Here is a 13,394-nt window from a genome sequence, read left to right as displayed (position 1 = left end):
CGGGCACTCCCTTGGCGGTTTGCATCAGAAGCGCCAGATCACGTCGATGAATGCGCGGTGCATGTACGAATCAACCTGGCTGCCGTAGGCATCGCCCGGTTTGAACACACCGCCACGGAAACGCACCAGTGCCGAAGGCTCGTCGATCGACTGGCTCAACGCCGCCGGCAACAGGCCTTGCTTGAAGTACTTGGTGACGACCAGGTCCATTTCCTGACCCAGGTCCTTGTTGCCATCTTCAAGCGGCAAGGATGTGCTGGAGAGGATCGCGCCGGTGACGTCGTCGGTGTTGTTTTCCACGGCGTTGATGCCGTTGCTGCCCACCGGCTTGTTGCCGTCGACACGCCAGAACTTGTGGTAGATCAGGCTGGCGTCGTATTCGTCGTTGACCATCCACGAACCGAACAGGGTCGCGGTCTGCATGTTGTTCATTTCGCCGCGAAAGGCTTCGCCGAAACGGTGTACGCGCGAACGGGTACCGGTGAAGTTGGAGCGGTTGCTTTCCAGACCGTTCTGTTCGTAATCGGCGCTGGCGCGGGCATAGGCACCGCCGACTTGCCAGTGCGGATCGAGGCGCAGACGCAGACCGATGTCAGTGGCCCAGCCGCTGATGTCGTCGCTGCGCTTGGCTTGTGCCGGACGGCTGCCGTCGGCGTTCAGCGCGTTGACCGTGTCACGGTCGCCGCTCATGCCGGTGATGCTGCCCCAGTAGTTGACGGTGTTGGTGTTGCGCCAGTTGTAGGCGTCGCTGTCGGCGGTCAGGCCGATCCAGCTGATGTCGCCGTTCTCGGTCTTGTCCAGCGAATCGCGCGGGACGCCCGGCTCGGCGTAATCGAGTTTGCCGTCATCGTGAGTGTGGTGGCCGCGAATGCCGACCCACTGGCCCGGCGTCCACTGGTAAGCGGCATCGGCGTAGGCGTGCAGGCGATCCTTGTCTTTGGGCGCCAGCTCTTTCAAGTCGGTGCGGTATTCACTGAAGCGCTCGGCAACACCGGCGTTGGCCCGCAGCAGGGTGGTGTCGAAGGTCCAGTTCAGCGCTTCGATGTTGGTGTCGCGCCATTGGCCGTCGTCATTGCGCAGGCGCTGGCGACCGAACTTGAGGATCTCGCCAGGGTAGGGCGTGAAGCCGCTGTAGCCGACCCAGAATTCGCGCATCGCCAGGTAGTTTTTCTTGGTTTCGCGATCACCGCTGTCGGTGGTTTGCGCACCGTCGGATTGTTGCAGGGTGTCGGTCTCGATGATGTCGGTCGAGGTCACGGCCTGGCCCATGGCGTAGGCGCTCCACGCGCCGCTTTCGCCGTAGATCCACGGACGCAGGTCGAGGCCCACGCCATTGACGTCGCCGCCACCGGCGGTGCCGAGGTCACGGTCGTCTTCGGACTGGCCGGTGAGTTTCACTTCCAGGCCGAAGTTCTTGCTTTCAGTCATCGCAGCCAGTGTCGGGCAAGACCAGATCAGCGCGAAAGTGAGGCCAATGCCGGCCTTCACGAATGGATTCAACTTCATAATTTTTCCTCGCCGTCTTCTTCTTGCAGGGCGTGCAGTTGCAGCGTGTTCGGGTTCAGCGAGCCACGGCTGGCTTGCTCTTGTTGCAGCAGGCGGCGCGCTTCGGGCAGACGCTCGGGCGGCAATTGCGCCTCGAGGGTGGCGGCCAGCTCAGCGGCTTGCGGAGTGTTTTGCGCCTTGGCCAATTGGCTGAAGACGTACGCGTTGAGTGGGTCAGGCTTGGTGCCCTTGCCTTGGGAAAACAATTGGGCGATGGCGAAGTCGGCGCTGTTCTGGCCGTTGCGCGCAGCGGTCAGCAGATGGTCGAGGGCCTTCTGCGGATAGACCTTGCCCAGGTAGCCACGGCGATAGATCTGGCCGAGGTAGTAATCGGCGGCGACTTCACGGCCGACGGCTTTCTGGAAATGTTCCTCAGCGACTTTCGCGTCGGCCGGAACCAGCTTGCCTTCGTAGTAGACCTTGCCCAGCAACAGTTCGGCGCGCGGCTGATCGGCGGCGCGGCCGTTGTCGAGGTACTTCATCATCTGATCGACATCGCCCAGTTCCGGGAAGTCGTAGAGCAGTTGCGCGAGGCTGACCCACGCTGCCGGGTAGCCCGGAGCGATCGGCTCGAGCAGCGCCTGCGCGGTTTTCTCGTCGGTCTTGCCGAGGGTCGAATCGGCAAGCACGCGGGCGACCGAATCAACGCGCTGGGCGGTGACGGTGCCACGGCTGTAACCGGCCTGCATCTGCTTGATCAGCTCGGCTTGCTGCTCTGGCTGGCCACGTTTCTGGTAAACGGTGGCGAGTTCGACGTAGCAGATATCGGTGGTGTTGAGCGCGGCCTTGCAGATTTTTTCCACGTCATCCAGGTGCTGGTCGTAGGTACCCTGGGTGCGATACAGCAGCACCTGAGCCAGACCGGCTTCCGGGTAACCGGCCTTGCGCCACTGATCGATCTGCTGCTGGGCGTTGATGTTGGGGAAGCTGTGCGGGTATTGCAGGTACAGCATCGCCAGCGGGATCAACGTGTTGCCTTCGCCATTGGCGGCGGCTTTTTTCAGCAGGGTTTCGGCTTCGTGGTGCTCGGCTTCGGTCGAGCCCGGCTTGGCCACCAACAGACGACCGAGACGGGCCTGGGCACGCGGCGACACGCTGGCCGCTGCGCGGTAAGTCGCTTCGGCCTGTTTCATTTGCGCCGGGTCACGGCTGTCGACCTGGATATCGGCGAGGCCGACTTGCGCCTCGCTGTAACCCAGATCGGCCAGTTGCTGGTAGTTCTGCGCAGCGGTGGCGGTGTCGCCACGCTTGAGCGCTTCGTTGGCCAGACGCTGGTCGGGCAGACCGGCGCAACCGGCCAGACTCACCGCCAATGCCAATGCGCACACTGACCCCATGTGGGAGCGAGCTTGCTCGCGAAAGCGGTGTGTCAGTCGGCACTGAGGCTGAATGTCAGAATGCATTCGCGAGCAAGCTCGCTCCCACAGGGTTTGTGGTGTGCTTGAGATGGGTGGAGTAGTCACAGGCATGTCCTCGACTTAAAGACCGGCAGCCATGGCTTTGTCGATCAGCCAGTTCAGGTTCGGGCCACGGTCGCTGTTTACTTCCACCGGGCGGCCGGCGAAGCTGCTGTCCAGAGGCTCGTCTGGCTGGATCTGCACGCGGATGTCGGAGGACAGGTCGGCGCTCTTCAGGCTGGTGCTGCTGACGATCTTGCCGGTGCGGGTCTTGTCTTCGCCGGCGATCTGGAAGCTCACTGGCGTACCCGGACGCACATCGCCGAACTGGCGATAGGAGAAGCGCGCATCAACGGTGGCCTGGGTGTTGCGCGGCACCAATTGGAAGATCACGTCACCCTTGCTCGCGTACTGACCGTCGGCGACCAGTTGCTGGGCCACGGTGCAATCGCATGGCGAGGTCAGGGTGCCGGTCATCTGCTTGCCGAACAGTTCTTCAACCTTGGCCGGGGCCAGTTGGTCTTCAGCCAGATGCCCCTTGAGCACGTCGAGCATGCTGGTGCTGAACGTCGCCAGCGGCGCGCCTTTGGCGGCAACGCCGTCGGACTTGACCAGGCTCTGCACGGTGCCGTCACGCGGCATGGTGATGTTCATCCCCGGCACGCTGACCAGACCGGCCTGGGCGTGGCTGACGAAGTACATGCCATACACCGATTTGAAGATGAAACCGGCAGCGACCAGGCCAACAGCGAAAATACCGGCGCTGAAAGTCACCGCTTTCAGACGACCGAACGGGGTCATGCCGGTGTCGTTGCTCTTGTTCTTGCGCGCCTTGGTGAAGTTGTCGCGCTGCAGGGTCGCCAGCACTTCGCCGATGCTGACGATGTCGCCGGCCAGGTGCGAAGTGATCAGGTGGCGCAGGGTGGAAATGTCCTGCGGCTCGAGGTTCTGGAACTGGCAGCCGGCGCGGCCGGTGGCGCGATCAAAGGAACGCACCTGCAGTTCAACGTCCATGGCCAGGCCGAGGTTGTCGATGACAAATTGCAGACGCGCCTTGTACACCTCGCCGATGGTCAGCGGCATCTGCCCGGCGTTGAACGCCAGACCGCCGGCCGACAGGTCCAAAACCCGCGCTTCGACCGGAGTCCGGTCAGGGCCGAAGAAACGCAGCTTGGCCGGGATTTTCACGCGAGCGTGCTGGCGCTGGGCTTCGGATTCATGCACTACGTTGACGTTGACGGCGGTATTCATAGGGGCGATTTCCTTGTTAATTCAATAGGAGCGGGTCAGACCATCATCAGCAGCACGGCGACAAAAATGCTGCCGGCGGAGAAGGTCATGGTCCGAGACGACCAGGTGTTGAACCAACGTTGAAAGCTGGCGAGGTCACGGGTCAGGGAAGTGGGCTGGCGAGTCCACGATTGTTGGTCGAGGCGGAAAAACACGTAGATCTTCACCAGCGCACCAACGATCTGGTTGTAATACAGAATCGCCGGGTAAGCCGGGCCGATGCGGTGGCCGGAGCACGACAGCAACAGCGTCAGAATCAGACGGGTGATGCCGATCCACAGCAGGTACACGAGGATGAACGCGGTGCCGTATTTGAAGCTGGCGATCAGCGCCACGGTCAGACCGAGCAGGGAAGTCCACATCGAAACGCGCTGGTCGAACAGCACCACCGAGGTGAATACGCCGAGACGACGGATACCCAGGCCCAGTGCACGCGAGTTCTGCCGCAGGTTGTTGCCGTACCAGCGGAACATCAGCTTGCGGCTGGCCTTGATGAAGCTCTTTTCCGGCGGATGCTCAACGGTGTTGATCGCGGCGTCCGGCACGTAGAAGGTGTCGTAACCCAGGCGCATCAGGCTGAACCAGCTCGACTTGTCGTCGCCGGTGAGGAACTTGAAACGGCCCAGACGCCAGTGTTGCAGCGAGTCGCTTTCGACGTCGGCGATGAATTCCGGATTGGTCACCACGGATGCTTTGAACACCGACATACGACCGGTCATGGTCAGTACGCGCTTGGACAAGGCCATCGAGCACATGTTGATGTGGCGCTGGGCGAAGCGCAGCTTGTGCCACTCGCTCATGATGTAGCCGCCGCGCACTTCGCAGAATTCGTTGGTGGTCAGGCCGCCGACGTTGCCGAACAGCTGGAACCACGGCACGGTCTTGCGCACGACGCCTTCGCCGAGCACGGTGTCGCCGTCGATCACGGCCACGACGGCACGGTCGTCCGGCAGGTGCCGGGAGATCGCGCGGAAACCAAAGGCCAGACCATCACGCTTGCCGGTGCCGGGAATGCGCACGAAGTCGAGCTTGACCCGCTCCGGCGGATTCATCCGCGCCCACAGCGCCTTGACCAGCAGCTCGTCGGACATTTCCACGATCGAGCAGACAATGGTGGTCGGCAGATCGCAATCGATGGCTTCGCGGATCACCGAGCTGTAGACCTGCGCAGTGGTCAGCGCGTCAATACGGAAACTGGTGACCATCAGAAACACATGCGATGGATCGGCGGCCTTGCCCAGCTTGCGCACTTTGCGGCGCAGGTGCGGGTAGACGATGTAGAGAAAAATCATGCCGCGTACAAAGTGCGTTGCACCCATCGAGTAGCGCCAGATACCCACGGCGCCAATCAGGAAAATGAAGTCCTTCGACTCGGAGTCGAATGTGGACGTGGGCAGCATCAAGGCCAGGCCCATCAGCAGACTGAGATAAAAAAGCCAGCCGGCTGATTGCAGAAAAAAATGTTTGAGCTTGGTCATAACCGTCATCCGGGGGTAAGGGAAGCTGCAAGTTGCAAGCTTCAAGCTGCAAGCCAATCGCGTTGACTTGCAGCTCGATGCTTGTCGCTTGGCGCTGCGTTACCAGCAAATACCTTCGGTGCGGCTACCGGCGCTGGTGGCCTTGGACATGAAGCCCACCAGGTCGATGACTTGCTTGCCCTGCGGCGCTTCCTGGGCCAGCGAACGGAATTTCTCGTCGCGGTTGCCGAGGATGATCACGTCGGAGTTGTCGATCACCGAATCGAAGTCCGAGTTGAGCAGGGACGATACGTGCGGGATCTTCGACTCGATGTAGTCTTTGTTCGCGCCGTGAACACGGGCGTACTCGACGTTGCTGTCGTAGATGCTCAGGTCGTAACCCTTGCCGATCAGCATTTCGGCCAGTTCGACCAGCGGGCTTTCGCGCAGGTCATCAGTACCGGCCTTGAAGCTCAGACCGAGCAGGGCGACTTTGCGTTTTTCATGGCTTTCCACGATGTCGAAAGCGTTTTGCACTTGCGATTCGTTACTGCGCATCAGCGAGTTGAGCAGCGGCGCTTCGACGTCCAGCGAACCGGCGCGGTAGGTCAGCGCACGGACGTCTTTTGGCAGGCACGAGCCGCCGAAGGCGAAGCCTGGGCGCATGTAGTACTGGGACAGGTTGAGGGTCTTGTCCTGGCACACCACTTCCATCACTTCACGGCCATCGACGCCGACCGCTTTGGCGATGTTGCCGATCTCGTTGGCGAAGGTCACCTTGGTCGCGTGCCAGACGTTGCAGGTGTACTTGATCATTTCGGCAACGGCGATGTCCTTGCGGATGATCGGTGCGTCGAGTTCTTCGTACAGCGACTGCAGAACGTCACCGGAGGCGGTGTCGAACTCGCCGATGACCGTCATCGGTGGCTGATCGTAGTCGGCAATCGCAGTGGATTCGCGCAGGAACTCAGGGTTGACCGCAACGCCGAAGTCGACGCCGGCTTTCTTGCCCGAGCAGTCTTCGAGAATCGGGATCACGACGTTGGCAACGGTGCCCGGCAGAACGGTGCTGCGCACGACGATGGTGTGACGGGTGGTTTTTTCACGCAGAACAAAACCGATCTCGCGGCATACCGCTTCGATGTAGTTGAGTTCCAGGTCGCCGTTCTTTTTGCTCGGTGTACCGACGCAGATCATCGACAGGTCGGTGTCGCGAATGGCTTCGGCGAAGTTGGTCGTGCCGCGCAGACGACCGGTCTGGATTCCTTGTTGTAGAAGTTCGCCCAGACCCGGTTCAACGATCGGCGATTTACCGGCGTTGATCATATCGATCTTGTCTTTGGCAACATCGACGCCAACTACGTCATGGCCCCGTGCAGACAGGCAACCGGCACATACTGCGCCAACGTAACCCAAACCAAATATGCTGATGCGCATCGCAATTACCTCTGTATATATCAGGCCTTAGAGGCCGGAGTTAATGGTGTTCAGCGGACACTAGTGCACTCGAAAGTGCGGCTTACAGGCGCCACAATGCCGTGTGCAGGCATACTAAGTTTCGAGTGTCTAAATAAGTGCACTCAAGATGTGCGCAACCAGGCCTTATTGTTATGACTTGCCCTGTTATGCAGCGGATCTTCTTTCTGAAGACTCTTGTGCAATCGTCTTGCACGCTTGATGCGGGGATGAAAATCCCTGTAAATCAAGCGGTTCAGTGCTCAGGCGAGCACGTTTAAAGGGTACGACCATGGCCTTTGCAGGGGATATCAATGGTGCGTATCGCCTGTCCATCGTTTCGTATTCAGACCGGTTAGTCATCTAGTCAAGTTGCTGTGACAACTTGGTTACATGGCTATCTGCTCTGCGTAAGTTATCTCGTACAAACTCGCCGAGAATCGTTACCGGTGGTATGAGCTACGCATTTGGACATAGTTCCTGTCCGCTCATCGTGCCATCTGAAATTTTTTGAAATATTGGTAAAGATGGCACTGCTTTCAATTTGATAGCACTAGCGATTTCGCCCTTTAGTTCTGGGGCTATAAGCGCGCTAGATAGTTTTGTGCCACTACTGCAAAAAAATTTAGGTGCCACTACTGAAAAAACTGACGAGTGTCGAGTGAAAGAAATCTCAGAAAAGACAGGGGTGTTTTTTTGGCGCCATTAAACTGGCGAAATGCGGCGGGGGATTTCTGACATCGTGCGAGGTGCACGACTCTTGATGAAAAGAGTCGTGCATTGGGCATGCTTTATTGCGGGGCGTGATCGCGCAGAAAAACCAGATTGTCGGGTTTCGACTGCTCGGCGCTGTAGCGATAACCCTGCACATCGAAGTGCTTGAGTTGCGCCGGATCGTTGATTTTTTCCTGGATCACGAAACGGCTCATCAGACCGCGGGCTTTTTTCGCGTAGAAACTGATGATCTTGTACTGGCCGTTCTTTTGGTCCTTGAACTCGGTATTGATGATCCGCGCGTTCAGGGCGCTGCGTTTGACGGCCGAGAAGTACTCGTTGGATGCCAGGTTGAGCAGCACATCATCGTCTTGTTCGGCCAGCGCTTCGTTGAGCCATTCGCTGATGCGCGTGCCCCAGAAGGCATACAGATCTTTGCCTCGGGCATTGGCCAGTTTGGTGCCCATTTCCAGGCGATAGGCTTGCATCAGGTCGAGGGGGCGCAGCAAGCCATAAAGGCCGGAAAGCATGCGCAGGTGTTTTTGCGCGTAATCGAAATCTTTTTCGCTGAAAGATTGCGCGTCCAGACCGGTGTAAACGTCGCCTTTGAAGGCGAGCAGTGCCTGCTTGGCATTCTCCGGCGTGAAAGCCGGCGTCCAGCTGCCGAAACGCGCGGCGTTGAGCCCGCCGATCTTGTCCGATACGTGCATCAGCTCGCTGATCTGCGCCGGGCTTAGCTCGCGCAATTGCTGGATCAGTTCCTGGGAATGGTCCAGGTATTGCGGCTGGGTAAAGCGCTGGGTCGCCGGCGGTGTTTCGTAGTCGAGGGTCTTGGCGGGGGAAATCACCATCAGCATGAAGTCGTCTCCTTTAATCGTGTGGGCGATTCTAGGGGGTTGGCGGGGTTGACTCCAGCTATGGGGGTTATAGGTCGGTGCAAGTGTCGGGATTTGCGACGGTTGGTGGATCTTTCCCTCTCCCTGAGGGAGAGGGGACTGACCGAGTGGTTCTTTCGATACCCGCCTACCTGAGCTATCGAGTCGAACTCAGATTTGAAACCGACAGAGATCGGCTCCCTCTCCCTTTGGGAGAGGGCTGGGGTGAGGGCAGCGACCTTGAGCCGTGCACATCAGCTATAGTGCCGCGCGGGTTTTGTTATGGAGACGTCCCTTTGCGCATTGTTCTTTTATTCACCGCTTGGCTGTTAAGTGTCGCTGCCGTCGCGGCGCCTGGTGATCCGGCGACGCTGGATCGCACGACCTGGCCGGAGCAGCTCAGCAGTCCGACCCTGTTCGACGTCGCCTCACGCGCAGAAATCCTGATGTTTGCCCGTGGCCTGCTCGGCACCGAGTCGATCGACGAGGCCGCGCTGGCCCAGCGCCTTGGGCTGCGCACGGTCAACATCGATGCGGTCAATCAATTGCGCCAACGTCTCTGGCAGCGCCTGCTTGCCAATTACAACTCTGCCCAGCAAAGCTGCGACCAGGACGCCTCGTTCTGCTTTCTCGTCGAAGACCTGCCGACTTTGCGTGAGCAAGCCGCCAAGTTTGTGGTCAGCGACGACAGCTATTACACCAAGTGGGCCGAACCGAGCCGGATCTTCCATTTGCAGTACCTCGACGAGCTGATGCGCAAGGCCGCGTTGTCGCCGCAAACCAGTAATGAATTCGACCGTTTCGGCGACTACGAGCGCAACGGCGACGACATGCACGATCGCCTGTTTCTGCTGACCTTCGACAGCGCCGCCAACGTACAACCGGACAATACCGACTGGCTCACCGAGTACCTGCGCAAATCCAATATGAGCGGCACGTTCTTCGTGTTGGGCAAGGATATTCAGGCGCGGCTGGCCGATCGCTCAGTCAGCAGCCTGCAAGCCAGTTTCTCGGGCCAGTGCGCAGGCGTGCAAGGCTGGGAGTTCCGCTCCCACAGCCACTGGCAGGACTGGCAGGATTCGGTGCGGCGCAGTGCCGATCTGGTGAAGAACAAACTGCCGGAAAACTACGTGCCGCTGTTCCGTCCGCCAGAAGGCCAGCGCCGCAGCGATGCGCAAGGTTTCTTCAACTCCCAGGGCCTGCAAGTGGCGCTGTGGGACATCGACGCCCAAGATAGCGCCGGCAAACTCAAGGGTGCAGCGAGCGCGCAGCGAGTGCTGACCCTGATGCTGTTGTGGCGCCACGGGGTGATCAATTTCAACATGAAACAGGATGCGGTGAAGACCTCGTTGCCGTGGTTGATCACGCAAACCGCGCAAAGCGGCATCGGCTGGGAAGACTGTCAGGACGCGTTTCGATGAACAACGCCAGGAGGCCCGGAAACATCGGGCTTGAGGTGATTTTTCAAAGGGATTCGATGCAGGCGGACTTCCGACTTTAGCGGGGTACGGGGAGTCCGCCAAGGGCTTTTCGTCACTCTGCAAAATAAACTTAAAAAAACCGTCAAAGTACTTTTTTATGTCATCGGTTTTGGAGTATTACGAAGACAGACCGCCGAAACCTGCAACACAGGTGGCGTCTTCCAAGACCCGTTTGTTTGCAGTCACTTGAATCTCCGCAGGTGAGATTTCGGCAGTCACTTCGAGGCGCAGCACCGCTCAGGTATTGCGTCTACTGGCTCTGACATAGGTGACCGAGTATGGATGATCACGGACGTAGCCCTTCCTCCAACCAGCCAATCCTGTATGTACTCGATACCAACGTATTGATTCACGATCCAAACGCCCTGCTGAATTTCGAAGAACACCACGTTGCCATCCCGATGACCGTGCTTGAAGAGCTGGACAAGCTCAAGAGCGGCCATCACAGCGTTGCCGCTGAATGCCGTCAGGCGATCCGGCTGATCGACAAGACCCTGGGCGATGCGTCTCCCGAAGACGTTGAACTGGGCGTGCCGATCCAGCGCGGCAAGGGCGGGCCGAAGGGCTTGCTGTCGATTCTGATGAGCAAGCAGGCCGAATCGAACCTGATTCTGCCCGAGCACCTGAACGACAACAAAATCATCAACCAACTGATCGACCTGCACACCCGCGACCCGCACAAACCGGTGGTGCTGGTCACCAAAGACATCAACATGCGCCTCAAGGCGCGCGCCTGCGGCATCGATGCCGAGGATTACAGCACCGACCAACTGGTCGATGACGTTTCCCTGCTGCCCAACGGCTACCACACCATGACCGGCTCGTTCTGGGACCGCGTGAGCAAGGTCGATACCCACCAGGATCACGGCCGCACCTGGCATCAAGTGCAACTGATCGACAACCTGCCGGCCGTGCACATCAACGAGTTCATTATCGACGAACAGGGTTTCGTCGGCTGGATCAAGGAGATCGACGAGGCCAAACTGCTGATTCTCGATCTGCATCAGGAACCGCTGCTGCACCAAGAGGCCTGGGGGCTCAAGCCACGCGACATCTACCAAAGCCTGGCGCTGTATGCGCTGCTCGACCCGGACATTCACCTGGTCAACCTGTCCGGCGCTGCCGGCTCCGGTAAAACCATTCTGGCCCTGGCCGCGGCGATCGAGCAGACCATGGTCAGCAAGCGCTATCGGCGCATCATCGCCACGCGCAGCGTACAAGGCCTGGACCAGGAAATCGGCTTCCTGCCCGGTACCGAAGCGGAAAAAATGGAGCCTTGGCTCGGCGCCATCACCGACAACCTCGAAGCCTTGCACATGGATGACGAAAACACCCATGGCAGCGTCGATTACATCCTCAGCAAAGTGCCGTTGCAGTTCAAATCGCTCAACTACATTCGCGGTCGCAGCTTCCAGCAGAGCCTGATCCTGATCGACGAATGCCAGAACCTCACACCGCACCAGATGAAAACCATCATCACCCGTGCCGGCGCCGGTTCGAAAGTGGTGTGCCTGGGCAACCTCGCACAGATCGACACTCCATACCTGTCCGCGACCAGTTCCGGGCTGACCTACCTGACCGAACGCTTCAAGGATTTCCCCAACGGTGTACACATCACCCTGCAAGGGGTGCCTCGCTCGATTCTGGCTGAATACGCCGAATCGCATCTCTAAGAGGAGCAGCGACAAGCTTCAAGCCGCAAGCTACAAGTGGTCCGAGTGAAATTCACTTGCCGCTTGAAGCTTGCGGCTTTCGGCTGTTTAAATGCGAGCTTTCCTGACGCCTGCCTACCGCGCTTTAACTTGCCGCTTGTAGCTTGCCGCTCGCAGCTGCCTCAAGGAGGCCCTCGTGCTGACTCATCTCGATTCCCAAGGTCGCGCCAACATGGTCGACGTCACCGAAAAAACCGTGACGTTCCGCGAAGCGACGGCTCAAGCGCTGGTGCGCATGCTTCCTGAAACGCTGCTGATGATCGTCAGTGGCGGCCATCCCAAGGGGGACGTATTTGCAGTGGCGCGCATCGCCGGGATTCAGGCGGCGAAGAAAACCAGCGATCTGATTCCGCTGTGCCATCCGCTGATGCTCACCGGCGTCAAGGTCGAACTGAGCGCCGAAGGCGACGACAGCGTGCGCATCGTCGCCCGCTGCAAGTTGTCCGGGCAGACCGGTGTCGAGATGGAAGCGCTGACCGCCGCCAGCGTCGCCGCCCTGACCATTTATGACATGTGCAAGGCCGTGGACCGCGGCATGACCATCGAAAGCGTGCGTCTGCTGGAGAAGGTTGGTGGCAAGAGCGGCCACTTTCAGGCGGAGCAGCCATGAACCTGACCGTGAAGTTTTTTGCCCGTTACCGTGAAGCGCTGGGCGTCGATTCGGTAAAGGTTGAAGGCGATTTCACCACCGTTGACGATGTGCGCGCGTTGTTGGCGCAGCGTGACGGCGCCGAAGTGTTGAGCGAGCAGAACCTGATGTGCGCCCGCAACGAAGATCTTTGCCAGCTCGACGAGCCCGTGGCCGATGGCGACGAAGTGGCGTTTTTCCCCACCGTGACCGGAGGCTGAGCCATGGCGATTCGTGTGCAGGCCACACCGTTCGATCCGGGTGTTGAAGTCAACGGCATGCACGCGGCCAACGTCGGCGTCGGTGCGGTGGTGAGTTTTGTCGGTTATGTGCGCGACTTCAACGATGGTCTCGATGTCGCGGGAATGTTTCTCGAGCACTATCCGGGCATGACAGAAAAAGCCCTGGGCAAGATCGCTATCGAAGCCGAACAGCGCTGGCCGCTGCTGAAGCTGGAGGTGTTGCATCGCATCGGCGCGCTGGAGCCGGGCGAGCCGATCGTGTTTGTCGGCGCCGCCAGCGCCCATCGCCAGGCCGCGTTCGATGCCTGCGCCTTTGTCATGGACTACCTGAAAACCCGTGCACCGTTCTGGAAGAAAGAAAACACCAGCGACGGCCCGCGCTGGGTCGAAGGGCGGGACAGTGATCATGCAGCGGCGGATCGCTGGAACAAATAAGTTTTGTAGTGCCCTCCACTAAGCCTTCGCGAGCAAGCTCGCTTGTATGGTAGGACTTGAAGGGAGGAGGAGGGACAAGGCTCGATTCTGACTGTTAGCGCAGTGCAGACCGTGGGAGATTTTCACCCTCCTCCTTTCACCCAAGCGCCGATAAAGAATGCAT

At 59.3% G+C, this 13,394-nt stretch carries 11 protein-coding genes; 5 read left to right on the top strand and 6 right to left on the bottom strand.

Features of this window, described 5'->3' with window-relative positions:
• Window positions 1-24 precede the first annotated feature (24 nt).
• The 6 genes from V6F91_RS20820 to yaaA form a co-directional block, all read right to left on the bottom strand.
• Complete coding sequence (locus tag V6F91_RS20820; protein ID WP_332767734.1) at window positions 25-1,506, bottom strand: alginate export family protein; 1,482 nt, start codon at window positions 1,504-1,506, stop codon at window positions 25-27.
• On the bottom strand, window positions 1,503-3,014 hold the full coding sequence (gene algK / locus V6F91_RS20815) for an alginate biosynthesis TPR repeat lipoprotein AlgK (RefSeq protein WP_423815345.1): 1,512 nt from the start codon (window positions 3,012-3,014) through the stop codon (window positions 1,503-1,505). The genes V6F91_RS20820 and algK overlap by 4 nt, the downstream gene beginning before the upstream one ends.
• Window positions 3,015-3,023: 9 nt before the next feature.
• Window positions 3,024-4,193, bottom strand: coding sequence for a PilZ domain-containing protein (locus tag V6F91_RS20810; protein ID WP_208938654.1), 1,170 nt, complete (start codon window positions 4,191-4,193; stop codon window positions 3,024-3,026).
• Window positions 4,194-4,228: 35 nt separating this feature from the next.
• Entirely contained in the window at window positions 4,229-5,710 is a 1,482-nt protein-coding gene (gene alg8, locus V6F91_RS20805) for a glycosyltransferase family 2 protein (RefSeq protein ID WP_208938653.1), read from the bottom strand.
• Window positions 5,711-5,809: 99 nt separating this feature from the next.
• Window positions 5,810-7,126, bottom strand: a complete 1,317-nt coding sequence (locus tag V6F91_RS20800) for a nucleotide sugar dehydrogenase (RefSeq protein WP_016771595.1) — start codon at window positions 7,124-7,126, stop codon at window positions 5,810-5,812.
• Window positions 7,127-7,935: 809 nt separating this feature from the next.
• Window positions 7,936-8,715, bottom strand: a complete 780-nt coding sequence (gene yaaA, locus V6F91_RS20795) for a peroxide stress protein YaaA (RefSeq protein ID WP_332767728.1) — start codon at window positions 8,713-8,715, stop codon at window positions 7,936-7,938.
• A 314-nt stretch (window positions 8,716-9,029) separates the two neighbouring features.
• Here yaaA and V6F91_RS20790 point away from each other — a divergent pair, with 314 nt between their 5' ends.
• The 5 genes from V6F91_RS20790 to moaE all read left to right on the top strand — a co-directional run bounded on the left by V6F91_RS20790 (window position 9,030) and on the right by moaE (window position 13,231).
• Window positions 9,030-10,154: a polysaccharide deacetylase family protein gene (locus tag V6F91_RS20790; protein WP_332767726.1), complete on the top strand. Its 1,125-nt coding sequence runs from the start codon at window positions 9,030-9,032 to the stop codon at window positions 10,152-10,154.
• Between the two features lie 338 nt (window positions 10,155-10,492).
• Window positions 10,493-11,887: a PhoH family protein gene (locus V6F91_RS20785; protein WP_332767724.1), complete on the top strand. Its 1,395-nt coding sequence runs from the start codon at window positions 10,493-10,495 to the stop codon at window positions 11,885-11,887.
• Window positions 11,888-12,062: 175 nt separating this feature from the next.
• Window positions 12,063-12,536 carry a cyclic pyranopterin monophosphate synthase MoaC gene (gene moaC / locus V6F91_RS20780; protein WP_332767722.1) on the top strand — a complete coding sequence of 158 codons (474 nt, stop codon included), beginning with the start codon at window positions 12,063-12,065 and terminating at the stop codon, window positions 12,534-12,536.
• Window positions 12,533-12,775 carry a molybdopterin converting factor subunit 1 gene (gene moaD / locus V6F91_RS20775; RefSeq protein ID WP_332767720.1) on the top strand — a complete coding sequence of 81 codons (243 nt, stop codon included), beginning with the start codon at window positions 12,533-12,535 and terminating at the stop codon, window positions 12,773-12,775. Before moaC ends, moaD begins: the two co-directional genes overlap by 4 nt.
• A gap of 3 nt (window positions 12,776-12,778) precedes the next feature.
• The gene (gene moaE, locus V6F91_RS20770; RefSeq protein ID WP_332767718.1) at window positions 12,779-13,231 is read left to right on the top strand and encodes a molybdopterin synthase catalytic subunit MoaE; all 453 of its coding nucleotides are present in this window, start codon (window positions 12,779-12,781) and stop codon (window positions 13,229-13,231) included.
• Window positions 13,232-13,394 lie beyond the last annotated feature (163 nt).

Origin of the sequence: Pseudomonas koreensis (genome assembly GCF_036668835.1) — a bacterium.
Lineage (GTDB): Bacteria > Pseudomonadota > Gammaproteobacteria > Pseudomonadales > Pseudomonadaceae > Aquipseudomonas > Aquipseudomonas koreensis_I.
This window is presented reverse-complemented; position numbering and strand designations above follow the sequence as displayed.

Bases quoted from the DNA above. Each gene is read 5' to 3' on its own strand.
- V6F91_RS20820 (WP_332767734.1), bottom strand. From the start codon at position 1,506: ATGAAGTTGAATCCATTCGTGAAGGCCGGCATTGGCCTCACTTTCGCG.
- algK (WP_423815345.1), bottom strand. From the start codon at position 3,014: ATGCCTGTGACTACTCCACCCATCTCAAGCACACCACAAACCCTGTGG.
- V6F91_RS20810 (WP_208938654.1), bottom strand. From the start codon at position 4,193: ATGAATACCGCCGTCAACGTCAACGTAGTGCATGAATCCGAAGCCCAG.
- alg8 (WP_208938653.1), bottom strand. From the start codon at position 5,710: ATGACCAAGCTCAAACATTTTTTTCTGCAATCAGCCGGCTGGCTTTTT.
- V6F91_RS20800 (WP_016771595.1), bottom strand. From the start codon at position 7,126: ATGCGCATCAGCATATTTGGTTTGGGTTACGTTGGCGCAGTATGTGCC.
- yaaA (WP_332767728.1), bottom strand. From the start codon at position 8,715: ATGCTGATGGTGATTTCCCCCGCCAAGACCCTCGACTACGAAACACCG.
- V6F91_RS20785 (WP_332767724.1), top strand. From the start codon at position 10,493: ATGGATGATCACGGACGTAGCCCTTCCTCCAACCAGCCAATCCTGTAT.
- moaD (WP_332767720.1), top strand. From the start codon at position 12,533: ATGAACCTGACCGTGAAGTTTTTTGCCCGTTACCGTGAAGCGCTGGGC.
- moaE (WP_332767718.1), top strand. From the start codon at position 12,779: ATGGCGATTCGTGTGCAGGCCACACCGTTCGATCCGGGTGTTGAAGTC.